Annotated in this window: 12 protein-coding genes; 8 read left to right on the top strand and 4 right to left on the bottom strand. The window is 72.4% G+C overall.

The window, feature by feature from the left end:
• The first annotated feature begins 35 nt into the window (after positions 1-35).
• Positions 36-1,553 (top strand): phytoene desaturase family protein, encoded by a 1,518-nt coding sequence (gene crtI, locus ICW72_RS01395; protein WP_191084594.1) that lies wholly within the window; start codon positions 36-38, stop codon positions 1,551-1,553.
• Here crtI and crtD read toward each other — a convergent pair.
• Together crtD and ICW72_RS01385 are read right to left on the bottom strand one after the other, a co-directional pair.
• Complete coding sequence (crtD, locus tag ICW72_RS01390; protein ID WP_191084593.1) at positions 1,535-3,028, bottom strand: 1-hydroxycarotenoid 3,4-desaturase CrtD; 1,494 nt, start codon at positions 3,026-3,028, stop codon at positions 1,535-1,537. The two genes, crtI and crtD, sit on opposite strands and share 19 nt — an antisense overlap.
• A gap of 2 nt (positions 3,029-3,030) precedes the next feature.
• A complete protein-coding gene (locus ICW72_RS01385) occupies positions 3,031-3,765 on the bottom strand; it encodes a hypothetical protein (RefSeq protein WP_191084592.1) in 735 nt (244 codons plus the stop codon).
• Between the two features lie 78 nt (positions 3,766-3,843).
• On the opposite strand from ICW72_RS01385, the gene ICW72_RS01380 reads away from it, so the two are divergent.
• Both ICW72_RS01380 and ICW72_RS01375 read left to right on the top strand, forming a co-directional pair.
• Positions 3,844-5,220 (top strand): cytochrome P450, encoded by a 1,377-nt coding sequence (locus tag ICW72_RS01380; protein ID WP_223880741.1) that lies wholly within the window; start codon positions 3,844-3,846, stop codon positions 5,218-5,220.
• Positions 5,217-6,347 (top strand): ATP-grasp domain-containing protein, encoded by a 1,131-nt coding sequence (locus ICW72_RS01375; protein WP_191084590.1) that lies wholly within the window; start codon positions 5,217-5,219, stop codon positions 6,345-6,347. The genes ICW72_RS01380 and ICW72_RS01375 overlap by 4 nt, the downstream gene beginning before the upstream one ends.
• On the opposite strand, the gene ICW72_RS01370 is transcribed toward ICW72_RS01375, so the two are convergent.
• Both ICW72_RS01370 and ICW72_RS01365 read right to left on the bottom strand, forming a co-directional pair.
• Positions 6,344-7,276: a carotenoid 1,2-hydratase gene (locus tag ICW72_RS01370; RefSeq protein ID WP_191084589.1), complete on the bottom strand. Its 933-nt coding sequence runs from the start codon at positions 7,274-7,276 to the stop codon at positions 6,344-6,346. The genes ICW72_RS01375 and ICW72_RS01370 overlap by 4 nt on opposite strands.
• Positions 7,273-8,736 (bottom strand): phytoene desaturase family protein, encoded by a 1,464-nt coding sequence (locus ICW72_RS01365; protein ID WP_191084588.1) that lies wholly within the window; start codon positions 8,734-8,736, stop codon positions 7,273-7,275. Before ICW72_RS01365 ends, ICW72_RS01370 begins: the two co-directional genes overlap by 4 nt.
• Positions 8,737-8,846: 110 nt before the next feature.
• Here ICW72_RS01365 and ICW72_RS01360 point away from each other — a divergent pair, with 110 nt between their 5' ends.
• From ICW72_RS01360 to ICW72_RS01340, 5 genes are all read left to right on the top strand, one after another.
• Positions 8,847-9,989 (top strand): methyltransferase, encoded by a 1,143-nt coding sequence (locus ICW72_RS01360; protein WP_191084587.1) that lies wholly within the window; start codon positions 8,847-8,849, stop codon positions 9,987-9,989.
• A 59-nt stretch (positions 9,990-10,048) separates the two neighbouring features.
• Positions 10,049-11,134 (top strand): LLM class flavin-dependent oxidoreductase, encoded by a 1,086-nt coding sequence (locus ICW72_RS01355; protein WP_191084586.1) that lies wholly within the window; start codon positions 10,049-10,051, stop codon positions 11,132-11,134.
• 462 nt (positions 11,135-11,596) lie between these two features.
• On the top strand, positions 11,597-12,304 hold the full coding sequence (locus tag ICW72_RS01350; protein WP_191084585.1) for a hypothetical protein: 708 nt from the start codon (positions 11,597-11,599) through the stop codon (positions 12,302-12,304).
• The gene (locus ICW72_RS01345; RefSeq protein ID WP_191084584.1) at positions 12,301-16,317 is read left to right on the top strand and encodes a hypothetical protein; all 4,017 of its coding nucleotides are present in this window, start codon (positions 12,301-12,303) and stop codon (positions 16,315-16,317) included. Before ICW72_RS01350 ends, ICW72_RS01345 begins: the two co-directional genes overlap by 4 nt.
• A gap of 16 nt (positions 16,318-16,333) precedes the next feature.
• The gene (locus ICW72_RS01340) at positions 16,334-19,969 is read left to right on the top strand and encodes a hypothetical protein (protein WP_191084583.1); all 3,636 of its coding nucleotides are present in this window, start codon (positions 16,334-16,336) and stop codon (positions 19,967-19,969) included.
• The last annotated feature ends 96 nt before the right edge of the window (positions 19,970-20,065 follow it).

Raw genomic sequence — 20,065 nt, 5'->3', positions numbered from 1 at the left:
GCGCGATGATGGCGCACTCGCAGGAACACGCCACGATGAACGTCATCTCCTCCCCGCCCCGCCCTGAGGCCGTCGTGATCGGCGCGGGGTTTGGCGGGCTCGCGGCCGCGGTGCGGCTGCTGGCGCGCGGCTTCCGCGTCACGCTGGTCGAGAAGCTCGATGCCCCGGGCGGCCGCGCCTACACCTTCCGCCAGGACGGGCATGTCTTCGACGCGGGCCCCACCATCATCACCGCCCCCTATCTGCTGGAGGAACTCTGGACGCTGCACGGCGAACGCATGCAGGACGCGGTGGATCTGCGCGCGATAGACCCCTTCTACGTGATCCGCTTCGACGACGGCACCGAGTTCCGCGCCAGCGCCGATGTGGAGAAGATGCGCGCCGAGGTGGCGCGCCTGGCACCCGAGGATGTGGAGGGCTTCGACCGCCACATCGCCGCCAGCAAGGCCATCTACGACGTCGCCTTCGCGGAGCTGGCGGACAAGCCCTTCCACCGCTTCGCCACCATGCTGCGCGCCATTCCGGACATGGTGCGGCTGCAGGGCTATCGCTCGGTGTTCGGCAAGGTCGCCTCGAACTTCAAGAACCACAAGATGCGGGTGGCCTTCAGCTTCCACCCGCTGCTGATCGGCGGCAATCCGCTCAGCACCACGGCCTATTACTGCCTCATCGCGCATCTGGAGAAGCTGCACGGCGTGCACTACGCCATGGGCGGCACGGGGGCGATCGTGCGCGCGCTGTGCGACCTCATCACGCGCCAGGGCGGCCAGCTTCGGATGAACAGCGAGGTCGCGGAAATCCTGACCGAGCAAGGCGCGGTCAGCGGCGTGCGCCTTGCCTCCGGCGAGGTGCTGGCGGCCGATGTCGTCGTCTCCAACGCCGACCCGGCCTGGACCTATGGCAAGCTGATGGGCGGCACGAAGCGGCGGCGCTGGACGGACGCCAAGCTCTCGCGCGCCGCCTACTCCATGGGGCTCTTCGTCTGGTATTTCGGCACCGACCGCCGCTTCGACGACGTCTATCACCACACGATGGTGCTGGGCCCGCGCTATGAGGGGCTGTTGCGCGACATTTTTTCCAGGAAGAAGCTGACGGACGACTTCTCGCTGTATCTGCACCGCCCGACGGCGAATGACCCTTCACTGGCGCCGGAAGGCTGCGACAGTTTCTACGTCCTCTCGCCCGTGCCCAATCTCGGCAGCGGCACGGATTGGGCGCGCGAAGCCAAGCCCTATCGCGACCGCGTGCTGAAGCGGCTGGAGGAGACGGTGCTGCCTGGGCTCGGCCGCCACATCACGACGGAACGCATCCTGACGCCGCTCGACTTCCAGCACCGCCTCAACGCGCGCGACGGCGCCGCCTTCGCCATGGAGCCGCAGCTGTTCCAGTCGGCCTGGTTCCGCCCGCACAATGTCAGCGAGGAGGCGCGCAACCTCTTCCTGGTCGGTGCCGGCACGCATCCGGGGGCGGGGGTGCCGGGGGTGGTGGCCTCGGCGCGGGTGCTGGACCAGGTGGTGCCGGACGCGGCCAGCTTTCAGCGCGTGCGGGCCTGAAGCCCCAGCCCCTGCACGGGGCGCGAACGGCCGGCGCGGTCTTCCAGCAGCCGCGCGGCGGCCAGCCGCCCCGACATCGCCGCCATGGGAATGCCCGGCCCCGGATGCGCGGAGCCGCCCGCGAGATACAGCCCGGGCAGCGGCCCGCGCGCGCCCGGCCGGGCGAAGCTGCCCGCCATGCCGTGATTGGCGCGGCCATAGAGCGCGCCGCCGGTCGCGGGAAAGAGAGCGTGGAAGCCCTCGGGCGTGGTCGCGACCATGCCCTCACGTTCCACCTCCAGGCCGCAGGCTTCGAGCAGGGCGAAGGCGCGCGCTTCCTCGGCCGAGGCATCGAAGCGCGCCACATCGCCATCGGGCGGCGCGTTGACCAGCACCAGCAGGCGTTCGGGCGCGCCGGGCACGGGGGCCTCGCCCACCGCGCCGCGGTCTTGCGCGCAGATGTAGACGGTGGGCGCCTCGGCCACGCGGCGCCGCTTGAACACGGCGTCGAATTCGGCGGCGTAATCCTCGGCGAAGAAGACGTTGTGGTGCGCCAGGTCGAAGCCCGAAGTCGGCGCGTTCACGCACCAGGTGATGGCGGAGAGGGAACGCTTCGCGCGCGGCGTCGCCACCCCGCCCGCCCCCAATGCCGGCAGGGCGGAGACGTCGCCGTTGAACACCACGGCATCGGCGTGCAATTCCTCGCCGCCGGCCAGCCGCACGCCGGCCGCGCGCCCGCCTTCCACCAGCACGCGCTCCACCGGCGCGTTGAAGCGGAAGCTTGCCCCCTGCCCCTCGGCCAGACGGTGCAGCGCCAGCGCCACGGCGCGCATCCCGCCCCTCACCTGCCAGACGCCATCCTGCTCCACATGTGCCACCAGCATCAGCGTGGCCGGCGCCAGGAAGGGCGAGGAGCCCACATAGGTCGCGTAGCGCGCGAAGAGCTGCCGCAGCCGCGCGTCGCGGAAATGCACGCCCAACGCGGAATGCAGCGTCCGCATCGGCATGGTGCGCCACAGCGCGCCCAGGTCGCCCACCCGCCGCACCAAATCCAGCATGGAGGGCCGTTCCGAGGCGATGAAGGGCTCGACCAGCGTGTCGTGGATGGCGGCGCTGCGCGCGCAGAAATCGCGATAGCCCTGGGCATCGGCGGGCGAGGCGAACTCCGCGATAGCCTCCGCCGAGCGTTCGATGTCGGCGAACAGGTCGAGCCGCCCGCCCGCCCGCCAGGCGTGGCGCGCCAGCAGGTCGGAGGGAGCGATGGTCAGGTGGTCCGTGAGGCGCTGCCCCGCATCGGCGAAGAGCCCCTCGAAGATCCAGCGCATGGTGAAGACGGTGGGCCCGGCATCCACGCCGCGGCCGGCCACCTCCACATGGCGCATCTTCCCGCCGGGTGAGGCGGCGGCCTCCAGCACCGTCACCTCGCAGCCCTGGCGCGCCAGATCGGCGGCGGCGGCGAGGCCGCCCATCCCCGCCCCCACGACGATGACACGCATGGTCAGGCCGCGGCCGCCGCCGCGCGCCGCGCCCGAAGCCCCAGGTCGATCTTGCGCCGGTGCCAGATGATCAGCCCCACGCCGATGACCAGCGGCACCGCCCACATGGCCGGGTGCAGCGCGAGCCAGGGCATGACGCGGACCGAGCCGAAGGCGAAGAAGGCCGTGTAGACGCTGATCCCCGCGCCCACGAGACCCTTCAGATGCTCCTTCAGCCAGTCCATCTGGCCGGGGCGCGGATTCAGGATGAAATACATGTTCGTGCCGAAGGTCGCGAAGCCCACCAGCGCGATGCCCACCATCAGTGGCTGGCCGATGATCCAGCCGTCCAGCGCGCAGGCGAAGGCGGCGGCCAGCAGCAGCCATTGCAGCGCCATGTTCAGCGGCGTGCGGTTGGCCGCGTGGTCGCGGCGGTTCCACACGCACATCCAGCCATACCAGACGAGGTTCACGGTCAGGATGGCGTTGTGCAGCATCATCCAGCCGAAGATGCCGCGGATGAACTCGGCGTCGAACATGCCCACCAAATGCGGGTGGGTGCCCAGCGGGTCCAGCAGGGTCAGGATGCTCATGCCCACGGCGAAGAGGCCCGTCACCAGCAGGCAGGCGTTGAACACCTTGCCCCAGGATTTGTGCCTGACGCCGCCCTTCCTGCCCGCGATCGGCACCCAGAAAGCGATGGCGCCGATGCTGCCGGTGACGATGTGGAGTGCCACCAGGGTGTGAAAGAGATCCATGCGCCTGGCCCTGCCTGTGCCGAAGTTGACAATGCCACTTGACAGTTTTGGCTGTAAAGCGCGGCAATGGCCTTACCGATGAACAGCGTCTTCACCCCGCCCAAGCCCACCTCCTTCGCGGCGCTGGTGGCCCTGCTCCGCGTGGTGCTGCGCGGCGATGGCGACCTGCTCTCCCTGCTGCCGGCCTCGGCCTATCGCACCGAGATCGGGCATCTGGGCTGGTCGCGGCGGCAGACCGTCATCGTGAACCGCCCCGACCAGGTGCGCCGCGTGCTGTCCGACCCCGAGGGCATCTTCCCCAAGAGCGACCTGATGGTGGAGGCGCTGGACCCGCTGATCGGCGACAGCATCTTCGTCTCCTCCGGCGCCACATGGAAGCGGCAGCGGCGGATGATCGACCCCTCGCTCAGCATGATGCGGGTGAACAACGCCTATCCCGACATGGTGGCGGGCTGCGAGGCGGCGGAGGCCACGCTGGACCAGGCGGCCCGCGACGGCACGCGCCTGTCCCTGGACCTGGCCATGAGCCACCTGACGGCGGACATCATCTGCCGCACCGTGTTCTCCACGAACCTCCAGCACCAGGCCGCGCATGACGTCTTCGAGGCCTTCACCCTGTTCGAACGCAGCGTGGCGCAGGTGGAGATCAAGCGCCTCATCTTCGATCCGGCCTGGACCCGCGCGCCGCAAAAGCCCGAGGTGCTGGAAGCCTGCGCCACCATCCGCGCGCATCTCGCCGCGCTGATTGATACCCACATCGGCGAGGACGCCGCCCGCTTCGACGACATCGCGACCGCGGTGCTGGGCGCCCGCGACCCCGACACCGATGCCCCCTTCACGCGGGAGGAGCTGATCGACCAGCTGGGCGTGCTGTTCCTCGCGGGCCATGAGACCTCCGCCAGCGCGCTGACCTGGGTGTTTTATCTGTTGGCGACGCATCCGGCGCTGGTGGCGCGCCTGCGTGACGAAGTGCGCGAGGTCTGCGGCGATGGCCCCGTGGAATTCGAACACACCAAGCGCCTGCCCTTCGTGCGAAACATCTTCAGGGAAACGCTGCGCCTCTACCCGCCCATCACCTTCCTGCCGCGCATCGCGCAGGAAGCGACCACCATCGGCGACCTCAAGGTGCGGCGCGGGGCGCTGGTGATGGTGGCGCCCTGGGTGCTGCACCGCCATGCGCGCTACTGGAAGCGCCCGCACGAATTCGACGCCGACCGCTTCAGCCCCGAGCGCGAAAGCGAGATCACCCCCGGCACCTACATCCCCTTCGGCCAGGGCCCGCGCGTCTGCGCCGGTGCCGCCTTCGCCACGACCGAGGCCGTGCTGCTCATCGCGCGCCTCTTCCGCCGCTTCGACTTCCACATCGAGGCGCCGGAGCGCGTGCGCCCCGCCGCCCGCCTCACCACCCGCCCCACCGAGCAGATCTTCTGCACCGTGAGCCGCGCGGGCGCATGAGCGCGCCCACCATCCTGCTGACGCTGGGGCGGCTGCCCAAGGGGCTGGACGTGGCGCGGTCCTTCGCGGCCGCGGGCTGCCGGGTGGTGGTGGCGGAACCCTTCTCGCGGCATCTGGTCGGCGCCTCACGCGCGGTCGCGAAATCCGTGGTGGTGCGGCCGCCCAGCGCGGGCAAGCGCGGATATCTGGAGGACCTGGCCCGCGTGGTGCGCGAGGAGGGCGTGGACTGGGTCATCCCCATCTCCGAGGAGACGATGCACGTCACCTTCCTGCGTGACCTTGTGCCGGAGCATGTGACGATCTTCACGCCCCCGCCCGCGGCGCTGCTGCCGCTCTATGACAAGCACGGCTTCACGCGGTTGTGCGCGGAGTACGGCGTGCGCGCGCCGGAGACCTTCATGCTCGGCACGCCCGAGGCGACGGCGCTGGCGGCGCGCTGCAAGGTGGTGGTGAAGCCCATCCATTCCTGCGCCGGGCGTGGCGTGCGCATCCTGGAAGCGGGCCAGCCCCTACCCGCCGACGACGTGCCCTGCGTGGTGCAACGCTTCGTGGAAGGCAACATCTTCTCCTCCTGCGCCATCGCGCGGGAGGGGCGCATCCTGGGCAACATCCTCTACCGGGGCGCGATGTTCCAGGGCTCCGTCGCCATCCTCTTCGAGCGCGTGGAGGATGCGCGCCTGACCGAATGGATCACCCGCTTCGTCGCCGCCGCCGGCCACACCGGCTTCATCTCCTTCGACCTGATCCAGGATGCGGCGGGCGAGGTCTGGGGCATCGAGTGCAACCCGCGCACCACCTCGGGCATCCACTTCTTCGACAACCCCACCATCGCACGCGCCGTGCTGGACAACACGCCCGCCACACCGCGTGCCGAGGCAAGGTTGCAGCAATTCTACTCGGTGCTGACGGCGCTCTCAGGCGTGATGTTCCGGCGGGGCTATTTCGCGGTGCTGCGGCAACTGCTCGGCACTCGGGACGTCACCTTCGACCGGCGCGACCCGATGCCCGCGCTGACCATGACCTGGACCACCTGGCCCATCATCCGCCTCGCCATGCGGAAGAAGGCGCCCTTCGGCGAGGTGGCGACGCTGGATGTGGGCTGGTTCGAAGGCGAGCGCCTGGATTAACGGAACGCCCGCGGCACCTTCCACGGCAGCATCGCGTACATGGCCGGGTTCTTGAAGCGGTCCAGCTCCAGGCTTTCATGCACCGCCGTCGTCTCCTGGCCCAGCAGCGTGGTGCGGATTTCGGAACGGGAATAGAAGGGCGTGTCCTCCAATGTCCGCACGACGCGGGCATGGCCTGTCTCGGAGCGCGTGGGCCGGCGGATGCGCCACAGGGTGCGCGGCATGGTCGCCGGCGGCGGCACGGCGATGTCCACCACCGCGCCGTCATCCGTCGCCTTCAGCGCGAGGGACTGCTTCGACCCGTCGCGCCGTTCGGCGTTGTAGAGGATGGCCGTCGCGTCGTTCATCGGCGCACGGCACCAATCCCATTCACGGAAATCCTCCTCCAGCGGGGCGGCGCCGTGGTTGGTGTCGAAATAGGCGGGGCCGGACCAGCGCAGGCCGGGGCTGGTGAGTTCCACCTCGACGCGCGAGCGCGGGGCGATGGGCTGCCAGCGGTGCCGCCCATGGCTGTCCAGCGTGAATTCCCGCTGGCCCAGCGCGCGCGGCCGCACGCGCACCGTGCCTGTGATCCGCGAAGGGATGGGCGCCGTCACCTCGTTGATGTGGATGGTCAGCGTCTCGCCATCCCAGTCGAGGCGCGAGGGGCCGATCTGCAGATGATCCGGTCCGCGCGAGAGCGCCCCGCGACGGCGGTCGGTCATGGCCCAACGGCGCGGGCTGCCATAGAGCGCCACGTTCAGGCAGCAATGGTTCCGCGGGTCGGCCGCACCCCGCCGGTGCGCCGCCGCATACCAGGGCGAGAACACCGTGCCGATGAAGGCGATGAGGGTGATGCCATGCGCCCCGTCATCGGACAGCGCGTCCACATACCACCAGGCATAGCCGCGCTCGGGCACATGCCGGTCGAATTCCCAACCTCTCATCATCGCTCCTCAAGAATGGCCTCGGCGGCGAACCGCCCGGAAAGTGCCGCCATGGCGAGCCCCGCGCCAGGATGTGTGCCGCCGCCCGCCAGGAACAGCCCGGGCAGGCGCGTGGCCGCGCGCGGGCGTTCGAAGGCGGCGTTCCAGCCCTGCATGGCGGGCCCGTAGAGCGCACCGCCCGTGCCGGGGAACAGCGCCTCATAGCCGCCGGGGCTGGTGGCGTGGCTGTGCGTGACCTCCAGCGCGAAACCCGCCGCGGCGAGCTGCGCGAGGCGCGTCTCCGTCAGCGCCGCCAAATCCGGCACCGCTTCCGCGCCGCGCGCGGGGGCGGTGAGGTTGAGCTGGAAGCCCTCCTCGCCCGCCGGCGCCGCGCCGTCATCGCCGCGGTCGAGCGCGGTCAGGTGCAGGGTGGAGGCGGCGGGGATGCGGGCGCGGAAATCCAGCACGGCATATTCGCCGCCCGGCGCGGGAAAGACCACATTGGTGGGCAGCGCCGGGCGGCCCGTGACGCGCCCACGCAGCAGCCAGGTGACGGCCGAGAAGGAGCGCTGTCGCGGCGGCACCGCCTCCACCGCGCCCGCGGCCGCCGCGCCGAAAAGCCCCGCGCCGAGGGCCGCCACATCGGCGTTGATTACCACCGCATCGGCCGCGACCTCCTCGCCATCCGCGAGGCGCAGCCCGGAGGCGCGGCCGCCGGCCACCAACACCTCCGCCACGGGCGCGTCGCGGCGCAGCCGCACGCCCATGCCCTCCGCCACCCGCGCCAGCGCCGCCGCGAGGCGATGCACACCGCCCGCCACGCGCCAGACGCCCTCCTGCTCCACCGCCGCCACCATCATCAGCGTGGCGGGGGCGCGCAGCGGCGAGGCGCCGACATAGGTCGCGTAGCCGCCAAACAATTGCCGCAGCCGCGCGTCGCGGAAATGCTTGCCCAGCGCGTCATCCAGCCGGGCGAAGGGCGAAAGGCCGAGCAGCCGCCCCATGCCGAGTTCCGCCGCCAGCCCCAGCGCGGTGGGCCGCGCGCGTTGCAGGAAGGCCGCGTCCAGCGCCGCGCGCACATCCCGGGCGCGGGCCATGAAGTCGCGATAGCCGCGCGCCTCGGCGGCACCCGCGAAGGCACCGATGGCGTCGGCGTTGCGGGCCTCGTCGCGGTGCAGGTCGAGCGTGCTGCCATCGGGCCAGACATGGCGGCCGAGGGTTTGCGCCTCGGTGAGATCCAGATGCGCGGCGAGCGAGGTGCCGCCCATGGCGAAGAGCGCCTCGAACACCGGGCGCAGCGTGAGCTGGGTGGGCCCGGCATCCATCGCGACGCCGCCAAGTTCCACCGCGCGCAGCTTGCCGCCGGGTGCGGCCGCGGCTTCAAACACGGAAACGGCACAGCCACGCGCGGCGAGATGGATGGAAGCTGCCAGCCCCCCCACCCCGGCCCCCACGATGGCCACGCGCCTGTCCCGCCCCGTCATGCCCCGAGTGACCCCTTCCCGGCCCTGATTGTCAATCCATCCTGACAATGCTGGTGACAAGGCAAGTCGCTGGGCTATCCTCCCCGCATGAAGACCGCAGGAATTTTCGCATGAGCGACCAGGTGGCCGAAGCCCCGCTTGCCCTTTCGCTGCGGGACCGTTTCCTCGCCTTTCGCGACCGCATGGTGTCGAGCCCGCGCTTCCGGGCCTGGGCCGCGCGCTTCCCGCTGACGCGGCCATTGGCCCGCCGGCGCGCGCGGGCGCTGTTCGACCTGAATGCGGGCTTCGTCTACTCGCAGATCCTCACCGCCTGCGTGCGGCTGCGGGTTTTCGACGCGCTGCGCGAGGGGCCGCGTTCGGTCGCATATCTCGCCGTGAAGCTCTCCCTCTCCACCGAGGCCACACTCAGGCTGATGGAAGCCGCCGCCGCGCTGGACCTGGTCGAGGCGCGCGGCGGTGACCGCTATGGCCTGGGCTCGCTGGGCGCCGCGCTGGTGGACAATGAAGGCGTGGTCGCGATGGTCGAGCACCATGCCATGCTCTACGCCGACCTGGCCGACCCCGTGGCCCTGCTGCGCAGCCCGCGCGGGGGCACGAGGCTCGCGGCCTATTGGGCCTATGCGGGCAATGACGGCGCGGCCGCGCTCGATCCCGGCGCGGTGGGCGAATACAGCGCGTTGATGGCGGCCTCCCAGCCCATGATCGCGGCCGAAATCCTGGGCGCCTACCCGCTTGCGCGCCACCGCTGCCTGATGGATGTGGGCGGGGGCGAGGGCGCCTTCCTCAGCGCCGCGGGGCACAGCGCGCCACAGCTCCGCCTGATGCTGTTCGACCTGCCCGCCGTCGCCGAACGCGCGCGCGCGCGCCTGGCCAGCGAAGGCCTGTCGGACCGCGCCACGACCCATGGCGGCAGCTTCCACACCGATGCGCTGCCCGAGGGGGCGGACGTCATCTCGCTCGTGCGCGTCATCCATGACCATGACGATGACGCGGCCGCCGGCATCCTCGCCCGCGCCCATGCCGCCCTGCCCCCAGGCGGCACGCTGCTGCTGGCCGAGCCCATGTCCGGCACGCCCGGCGCCGAGCCCATCGGCGAGGCCTATTTCGGCTTTTATCTCCTGGCCATGGGGCGGGGACGGCCGCGCCGGATGGACGAACTCCAGCGGATGCTCGCGGCGGCGGGGTTCAGCACCAGCCGCCCCGTCCGCACCCGCACGCCCATGCTGACCAGCCTGCTGGTGGCGACGAAATAGCACCTGGCATTGTCGGCGCCGCGCGCCGCGCCTAGCCTTCCCGCCAGGAGGAACCCCCCATGTCCGACCGCCTCGAATTCGGCTGGTACCTGCCCACCTCGGGCGACACGGTCTGCTATGGCGACCGCGGCAGCGACATCCCGCCCTCGGCGGAAATGTTCGACCGGGTGGTGATGGCGGCCGAGGCGGCGGGCTTCGAATACTTCCTGGTTCCCGTCGCCGCCCCCTGCTGGGAGGCCTTCACCGCCAGCGCCATGGCGGTGGCCAAGACGAAGAGCATCAAGGCCCTCGTCGCCGCGCGCCCCGGCTACATCACGCCGCTGCAATTCGCGAAGATGATCGCGACCTTCGACCAGCTCTCGGGCGGGCGCATCGCCGTCAACCTCATCGCGGGGCAGAGCGAGGCGGAGAACCGCGCGGAGGGTGTGAACCTCGCCAAGGAAGACCGCTACGCGATGATGGAGGAGGATGTCTCCATCATGAAGGCGCTGTGGAGCAGCCCCTCCCCCGTCACCTTCCATGGCCGCTTCCACCGCCTGGAAGGCGCGCGCATCGCGCCGCAGACCCTCCAGCAGCCCAGTCCGCGCTTCTATCTCGGCGGCGGGTCCATGGAGGCCTGGGAGGTCTCGGCCAAACACGCCGACGTTCACCTCTTCTGGGGCGACACGCCCGCCACCATCGCGAGCAACATCGCCACCCTGCGCGACATGGCCGAACGCCACGGCCGCCGCGACGCGCTGGGCTTCGGCATGCGCCTGCAGATCTGCTGCCGCGACACCGAAGCCGAGGCCTGGGACGCCGCGCATGAACTCGTCCGCGGCGTGACCGCGGAACAGACCCGCAAGGTGCAGGAGAACATCGCGGGCTCCGCCGCCAACCAGCGCGTGCAGCAACTCGCCCGCGAGCATGGCGACCTCATCGCGCCGCACCTCTGGTCCGGCCTCACCCGCGCGCGCCAAGGGGCCGGCATCATGGTCGTGGGCAACCCGCAGCAATGCGCGTCCACCCTGCAGGAGTTCATCGAGGCCGGCTGCACCTCCTTCTGCCTCTCCGGCTACCTGCACGACGAGGAAGCGACCCGCTTCGCCCGCCTGGTCCGCCCCCTGCTCGCCGAACGCAACCGCGGCCGCATGCTGGCGGCCTGAGGCGCGAGCGACCGGCCTTCCATACCCCGCCAGGGGGATGACACGAGGCCCACCGCCCGGTCGGCCCCGTGCATGAACGGCGTCATGTGCCGTGACCGTCCGCTTGCGGTGGGTGTGCGAAGGCCGCGGCTTCGCGGGACCGCTCCGGCGTCGGCAGCCAACCCCTGGATCGCTCGGGCGCGCCTGTTGGCGGCGCCGCCGCAAACCCTGGGTGGCCATCCCCGGCAGGCGCCGGCCGAATGGCGCCCCCCGCACGCCGGCGTAACGAAGAGTTGAAACATCTCGCTAGGCGATACTTCACGGCATAAAGCATCAAGTTTCACGCCTGCATCGTGACTTGAGATATGCGCTGCGTCCAAAAGAAAAACATTGAACTTTCTCCTCCGCCTCGTGTCCGCTCCCCCGGCTGATCGGCAGGCTGAACGGCCAGAGTGACGGCATGAGCAGGGCGGAGAGCGCGCAATGTCCGATGATCATTTGACCGCTCTGCGTCGCATCCTGCTCGAGGATCTCAGCGCACGTGACGTTACTTCCGCCGCATCGCTGCGTGCGCTGGAGGAATTGCTCGGTCGCGCCGCGAAGGCATCGAACCTCTCGCTGCCCGAGGCGCCCGAGGCCGCGCGCGGCATCGAGGACCTGGTCCCCACGCCGGCCGTCAGCACCCCGCCCCTGGGCGGGCGCGGCCCCGCCGGCCCCGTGACGCTGCTGCGGCACGAGGCGGGCCCGCGCCTGCTCGACGCCGCGCGCGCCGACCCCGCCATCCGCAACCTCCAGCCCGCGGAGGTGCTCGGCCCCTTCCGCGACCGGCTGGGGCGCGACGTGGTGATCGACGTGCTGCGGCCGGTCCGCAAGATCACCCTTCGCACCAGCGCCGCGGCACCGCCCTGGCTGCTGTTCACGCGCGCCAGGCTGCCGCGCGCGGGCGAGACCTCCGTGGCGATCCGCGCCGGCACGGTCTGGATCGCCGCCAGCGCCCTCGTCGGGGGGGCGCCGGCGAATGGCTATGTCGGGCTGCTCGTCGAGGGCGGCACGCTGGACCTGCCCTCGGCCCCCACCATCAACGGCGATGACCTGATCCTCGGCGGGCAGCGGCGCGGCCGGCTGCGGCTGACGCTCCGCCAGCCCGCGGGCCCGACGGGCGAGGTCACCGCCCCCCGCCCGCGGAGGTGACGCTCGACTGGGCCGCGCGCGGGGTCGCGGCGGGGCTGACGGCGACGACGGTGACGGTCGGCGCGGTGGGCCTGGCCTTCTCCCCGGCCCATGGGCTGCGCCATGACGCCGCGCGGGGCGAGATCGCCTGGGCCTGCACGGTGGCGCCCGACCGGCTGGATTCGGCGGCGCTGACCCTGGGCGGCGCGGAACTCGCCGGCGCCACGCGGCTGGCGAGCCCAGGCTGGGCGGTGCCCATCACCACCACGGCCGATCCGCTCAGCCTGCCGGAGGCCGCCGGCCTCTTCGCCTGGACCGTCGCCTTCGCCGACGCGGTCACCGCCCGCTGGCCCGGTGGCCCCGCGACGCCGGCACGCCTTGCCGCCGCGCGGCTCGCCATCGCCCCAGGCTCCTTCCTGCTGCAGGACCAGGCCACGCCCGGCGCGGCGGGCGACCGGCACCGCTTCCAGCTCTGGCAACTGCCCGGCCGGCCGCACCGCGCCACCGTTTCGGTCACGCTGACGGCCCCCTTCGCCTTCTCGACCGGCTGGACGGCGGAGGGCGGGGAGTTCGTGGCCTTCGAGGGCCTGCTCTCAGGCCGCCTGGACCGGCCGGTGGACGCGATGGGCGCGCCGGTGCCCTTCGTGGACGAGCCGGTGCGGGTGCAGATCCTCGGCGAGGGTGACAGCCGGCAGCTTCGCATCGCGGCGACCGATCTCGGCCGGAGCGTCGCACCCTCGCGGCGGATGCTGGTGCTGGAGAACGCCTACCTGGCCGCCGGCGCGCTGCGCTTCGTGGGGATGGCCGGCGCGCTTCACGGCGGCACCGAGGTGCGGGACGCGCGGACCGGCCTGCTGGTGCCGGTGCTCGGCTGGATCCCGACGCTGCCCGACCCCTATGTGGACAACCTGGACCCCGACCAGGGCAGTTTCGCCGGGCGGCAGGTGGTGGCGAACCTGCTCGGCCTCTTCGCCTGGGAGGCGGGCGAGGCCGAGTTCACGCTGAACGGCCAGCTCGGCACGCCCACCGCCCGCCAGGGCAACCCCTCCAAGGGCGGCACCCGGCCCCTGCGCGGCAGCGACGGCGAACCGGCCTATCGCGGCCAGACGGCGCAGGGGGCCCGGATCGCCCAGGGCAAGGGGATCCGCGACGAGCGCGTCAGCGCCGCGCCGGCGCGCCCCCAGCCGGGCCAGCCCGCCGAGGCCTCCCGCGCCGCCAACGCCATCTTCGAGCGCAACCTGGCGGAGATACGGCTCGGGCCCACGGCGCTGCTGCTCGACGTCTCGACCGCCCGCCATCAGATCGGCGTGGCGCTCAGCCTGGTCGCGGGCGACACCTTTGCCAGCGTGTCCGCGCCGCCCCCCACCGCCGCGCGCTTCCTGGTGCAGGGCATGCGGCTCGGCACCTTATTGTCGGCGCTGCGCGTCTTCGCCCTGCCGCAGATCCAGTGGGAGCCGGTCCGCACCCTGGACATTGACCAGGACCCGGTCACGCTCGGTCTCTTCCCGACGCCGCTGGCCTCGGCGACGGATGGCGGGCCGACGGTGATCACGGCCAATGCCGCCGCCCTGGCCCCCGCGATCCCCGACCTGGCGCTGGACGGCGCGCTCGCGGCCTTCGAGGGCGGGGAGGGCATGACGGTGGTCACCACCCTGCCCTTCGGCCTGCGCGCGCTGGTGCGGCTGCGCCCGCGCGCCACCGGCGGCCGCGCGGCGGACACCGCGAGCTATGTGCGCCCCAGCTTCGACGGCGCGCTGCCGCTCTCGGGCGGGCTGCAACTCGCGCTCGAGGCGCAGGGCGGCCGGGGGGTGGCGGGCGCCGAGAGCCCCTCCTTCGACGGCCTCGCGGTGCAGACGCTGAACGGCGTGGACCTGTTCACCGGCGCGCCGCTCGACATCAGCGTGCTGGGCGCGACGGCGGGCAGCGCGGGCTCGGTCGAGACGCTGTTCAACCAGGAATTCGCCCTGGCCCGCCCGCGCGTGCCGGTGACGCGCTACGACATCTCGGGCTACGGCGCCTCCACCTTCAGCGACTGGGCGAACCCCAAGGGCAGCTTCGCCGAGACGACGCGCGCGCAGTTCCAGGTGATGGTCGGCCGCACCGCGCTGGAGGTGGTGAAGGTCGCGAGCGTGCTCTACCCCTGGGGCATCCGGCTGACGCGCTCCGTCACCATCGAGCGGCGGGGCGGCGGCGGCGTGCTGCGGCGCGACAGCGGCTGGCAGGCGCAGACGCCGGGCCTGTTCGACTTCACCACCGACACCCTGCCGGCGCAGCCCTACGAGATCCATCCCGGCCTGATCCGGGGCATCCACGCGGTCGAGCGGGTGCGCCCGCTGGCGAATGCGGCCATCCCGCTGCCGGGCGGCGGCGCGGTGCTGCCCATGGCCTTCGACGCCGAGGTGGCGCTGGAAGGCTTGCAGGGGCCGGGGCGCACGCGCGCCATGGGCCTCGTCGGCTACCTGCATGTGGCACCCGTCGGCAGCCCCATCACGCCCGCGGCGCTGGCCGCGCTGATCCGCCACCAGGGCGCCATCGGCGGGCCGGTGGACGCGCTGGTGGATGTCGGCGGCTCGGGCTTCGTGCTGCGGGCGCTGCGCATCGAGGTGGGGCTGTCGGAGACGGCGGGCAATCTCCGCTTCGTCGGCGCGGTGCGTGGCGCGCCGCGCTTCGGCCCCGCGGGCGCCTGGTCCGTCGTGCGCCTGCCCGGCCCCGCCGGCGGCCCGCCGGGCGATGCGAGCGCCGTGGAGGACGGGCTGCCCGTGCTGCGCGAGGGCCGCGCCCAGGCCGGGGACAGCCAAGTGATCAACGCGCCGCTGACCGGCCCCTACCGCTTCGCCGACCCGGCCGACCTCTTCGCCGGGGCCAGCCCCGCGACCGATTACGGCCTGCTGCAGGGCGACACGACGCACCGCTTCCTGTTCCGCCGGCCCATCCTGCCGGCCGGCACGCGGCGGCTGGAATCCGCGCTGCCGCCCGCCTTCGTGGACTTCTTCGCCGCCACCTCGTCCAAGGGCCTCTTCCCGCCCATCGCCAACGCGATCCAGCTGACCGACCGGCCCTACCGGCTGGAGGTGCAGCCCGGCACCGGCTTCCTGGCGTTGCAGCCCGCCGTGGATCTCACCGCGCCGCGCCCCGACCTGGTGATGTCCGAGACGGTGGCGGACGCCTTCCGCATCGCCTATGGCGGGTCGCGGCTGCGCTTCAGCCTGGGCCCCACCGACTGGGCGCTGGAGTTCGACCGGCTGGAGCTCTGGACCGACACGGCGGATGTGCCGCAGCTCAGCGGGACGCGCCTGAAGCTGCAGGGCGGAACGGGGCGCCGCGCGCAGCTCGACCGCATCCAGACGCTGATGAGCCCGGTGCTGGAGGGGCTGTTCAACGCGCTGCCGATGATGGGCAACCGCGGCACGCACGGCCCGGTGGACCTCGGCGCCACCAACCTCAAGGTCGGCGGCAAGTTCACGGCCGGGCTCGACACCATTCTGGAGGCGCCGCCCTACGTCGCCATCCGGCTCTACGCGCTGCTGGAGTTCGCGGAGGAGATCAAGTCCGGCAGCCCCGCCGCCGTCTCGCTCGGCGCCAAGACCGGCTACGAGGCGCGCTTCAGCTTCCCGATCGAGCCCTATCCGGTCGCGGTGATCTTCGGCTGGCAGATCACGCTGGGCGGCAAGGTCTACCTGAAGGGGCCGGATGCCGGGAAGACGAAGGGGCTGATCGAGGCGCGCATCTATATCGGCCTCGCCTTCGGCAAGGACCTCGGGCCCTTCAAGGCGACGGTCGCGACCGGTGCCGGGCTGATCATCATCCGCGGCAGCGAGATGGGGATCGGCGGCTTCATCTTCCTCGAGATCAACGCGAAGCTCGATCCGGTGGTGAAGCTGAAGATCACCGGCGAATTCGCCTGCCTGCAGATCGAGAAGCCCGACGGCAAGTATCACCGCTGGAGCGGCTCGGTGGGCATCAACGTGTCCTTCTTCATGATCATCTCGATCAAGATGTCCGCCGACGTCAGCGACGAGAAGAAGGTGGATTGAGAATGGGGAGCCAGCGATGAGCACCGCACCCGCGCGCCTGACCCTCGCCGCCTATCTGGACCGCTGGGACCCCGATGCGGGGCGGCTCTCGGTCAACATCCTGGTGGTGCCGGTCGGCGACCCCTTCGCGCCGCTCTCGCAGGGCTGGCCGGGCGTGCCGGCGAGCCCGCCCTTCGCGGGCGCGACGCTGGACGTCGTGGCGCATCTCGGCACCGACCCCACGCGGCCCCCCACCGATGCCGACGTGCCGGCCGGGCCCGTGACCTTCACCCTCGCCCCGCCGGCCGAGCAGGACGCCATCCTGCGCCACATGGCGGCCGCCTATGACGTGACGGCGGGCCAGGATGCGCCGGTGCGCAGCGGCCGGGCCAACCTCAAGAAATACCTGCCCACCTCCTACCGCCAGGCCTTCGGCTTCACCGCGCCGGCCACCGCGCTCGCCGTCACGGATGACAGCTATCACTGCGCCCGCCGCTGCCCGCCCGAGGCGACGCCGCCCGGCGCGCCGTGGGAGGCCAGGATCAGCTGGGGCGACGTCTTCGCCATGCTGCTGCGCCAGCCCCGCGTGGCGCGCGCGGCGGGGCTGATCCATACCGTGACGCTCGATGTCGGCACGACGCTGGCGGCGGGCGGCTGGCTGTTCTTCCGCCTGGCCCCGGGCGGCACCTTCCAGGCGCAGGCCGCGGCCTCGGCCGGCTTCGCGCGCAGCTTCGCGACGCGCATCCCGGCGCTGGGGGGCCGCCGGCCGGTCTTCACCGCCGTGCTGTTCCCGGTGGCGGCCAACGCCGCCGCCGCCGCCGCCTTCGGGCCGCTCGACAAGGCCTATCCGGAGGCGGTCGCCTATGATGACGGCTTCGCGCGCATCGTCCATGCCAGCCAGGCGCGCACCGCCGACCATGGCGAGGATGACGCGAACGACGATTTCCCGCTGCCATTGCGTGACGAGGGCGTGCGCCTCGGCTGGGACGATGAGAGCGTGGTGGAACGGCTGGACCGCGGCCTCTCCACCGAGACGCCGGAGGGCGCCCCGCTGCCCGATGCGCCGACCGGCGCGGCCGGCTTCCGGGTGGATGTGCGGCCGCGGGGCGGCGGGGCCTGGACCTCGCTGAACCTGATTGACAGCGCCGGGCTCATGGTCGGCGCGGCGATGATCCCGCCCTTCCGCAGCGAGCTGCTGGTGGAGGTGCATCCGAGCCAGCTCGGCACGCAGTTCTGGGTGCCGCCCTGGTACACGCGCTGGCGCGGCGGCTCGCTGGTGGCGGAGAGCCGCGACGAACGCGACATCACCGATCCCGAGCGCGTCTCGGAGCCGCCCTATGAGCCGGCGCAGCCCGGCCCCCTGCCGCTGCGCTATGGCGAGAGCTACGAATTCCGCGTCCGCATGGCCGACATCACCGGCGGCGGCCCGGGGCCGGACGAGGCGCCCTTCCATGAGGGCGAGGCGCCGGTGGCCGCCCTGCCCTTCCGCCGCTTCGTCCCCCTCGGCGCGCTCGGCGTCGCGGCGCGCGGCGCGACGCCGGCGGCGGGCTTCGCGCTGACCCGCCCGCGCATCGGCTGGCCCCAGGCGGGTTTCGCCGGCGCGGTGGACGCGGCGGCGCGGCTGGCCGCGCAGGCGCGGGCGAACCGCGGGGGCGGCGTCGTCGCGCCGCTCGGCCTGCCCGACCCGGACGCCCTTTTCGTCGAGATCCGCGTGCTGGTGCTGCATCCGCGCTTCGACCCGCTCGGCGATGATGCCGGCTATGTGGAACTCTATCGCACCACCCGCGCCTTCCCGGCGCTCGACGCCGGGGGCGAGGAGACGGGGCCGCTCGACATCGGGTTCGACTGGGTGGATTGCGCGCGGCTGTCGGACGTGGCCTGGCCCGACCCCGCGGCGCCCGCCGGCAGCGTGACGGGCCCGCTGCCATTGCCGACCGCGCGCGCGGTGCGGGTGGAAGCGCGGGCCATGGGCCGGGCCGATGCCACCTATTTCGGCGATGCGCGCGCGGCCCTCGGCGACGTCGCCCTGCTGACGCCGCAGCCGCTGCGGCGCAACGCGACGGCCGAGGCCGCGCCCTTCTTCCGCCCCGTGCAGCCCGCGGCCGCCCTGGCCACGGTGCTGCTCCGGCCCGACCCCGTCTCCGAGAACGGCTCGGAGGCGCCGGTCGTGCAGGCGCGCCCCTCCGCCGTGCTGGCGACGCGGCTCGCGGGCGCGGTGGGGCTCGTCGAGGACGAGGCGGTGCTGCTGGATGCGCCGGGGCGGCGGACGCTGTTCGCCTGCCACGGCCTGAAGCACGCGCTGGCGCCCGATCTCTCCAGCCTGCAGCTCACCTCGCTCGGCGAGCTGCCGGGGCGCTTGGTGAGCGTGCTGCGCCTCGACATCGAGCGGGACTGGAGCTGGCTCGGCTACCAGGACGGCGCCTTCGTGGTGACACGCACCATCTCGCTGGTCGGCACCGGCGAGGTGCGGCAGCGGCAGCTCGGCGTCATCGGCATCCAGAACACGGTGGGTCTCCAGGCGGTGCGCGGGGCCGTGCAGCGCGACCGCTTCCACCTCTGCCTCCTGGACGCCTTCGAGCCGATGCTGGGCGCGGACGGCCTGCCCTATGAGCTGGACGTCCGCTACGAGATCCGCGCGCGGCTGCGCACGGGGCCCGAGCAGGTCTTCACGGTGGAGACGCGCCTGCCGGTCACGATGCCCCCCGACCAGGTGCCGCGCGTGGTCGCGACCGGACATGCCTTCAGCGACTACCAGGTGATCGGCGACTACGAGGAAACGGCGGCGCGCGAGCGCGTGCTGTGGATCGAGATGGCCGAGCCCCTGCGCGACCCGCGCGACGCCTATTTCGCGCGGCTGCTGCACGGCACGACCGACCCGATGCTGATGCCGGCGGCGGAGCCCCTGGCGGACCCGCCCGCCTATGACAAGCCGCCGCTCGACCCGGAGCTGGTCCGGGTGATCCGCCCCGGCCAGGTGCGCGACCAGGCGGGGCTCTCGATCGCGCAGCGGCTGATCCCCTGCGCCACGCCGCCCGGCGTCGCGCCGCGCCACTTCCTGCTGCGCATCCCGCCCTCGCTCACGCCTCATGCGCCGGAGCTGTTCGGCTTCTTCACCTACGAGCTGACGGTGGGGCATGACGCGCCGCTCTGGGTCACGGCGCAGGGCCGCTTCGGCCCGCCGCTGGTGCTCGAAGGCGTGCAGCACCCGCCGCCGCCGCTCGCGCTCGACATTTATCGCGACAAGCCGGGCCGCCGCATCGAGCTGTCCGCCGGCTTCGCGCGGGCGGTGCGGGACGGGCGGGACCTCGGCCCGCGCGAGCCGGCGACGGAGCTCTGGCTCGTCGCCTATGCGCGGCTGCGCCAGGCGGATGGAACGGCTTGGCGGAACGTGAAGCTCGCGCAGCGCCGGGCGGCGCCGCAGCGCAGCCGGCGCGCGCGTGCCTCCAACCTCGCGGGCGGGGTGGTCGGCACCGCGGCCTGGACGCAGGATGAGCTGCGCCAGCGCCTGGCCATCTTCGGGCTGCCCGAGAACACACCGCTCACCTTCCTGGCGGTCGAGCTGCTGCCGGAGCCGAATGGCCGCTTCGACGACCCGCTGCGGGGCGATCTGGGCCAGGTGCGCATCCTGCGCACCTCGCGCCTGGTCACCGCGGGCGATGCCTGCTGCGCCTGAGTTGGCGGCGGCGCGGCGGGGTCAGGGCTTGGCCGGGGCCGGCGGCCCGCTGAGCTTGGCGCAGGCCATCATCCCATGCGCCCCCGCGCGCCCGTC

It is taken from the genome of Roseococcus microcysteis (assembly GCF_014764365.1).
Classification (GTDB): domain Bacteria; phylum Pseudomonadota; class Alphaproteobacteria; order Acetobacterales; family Acetobacteraceae; genus Roseococcus; species Roseococcus microcysteis.
This window is presented reverse-complemented; position numbering and strand designations above follow the sequence as displayed.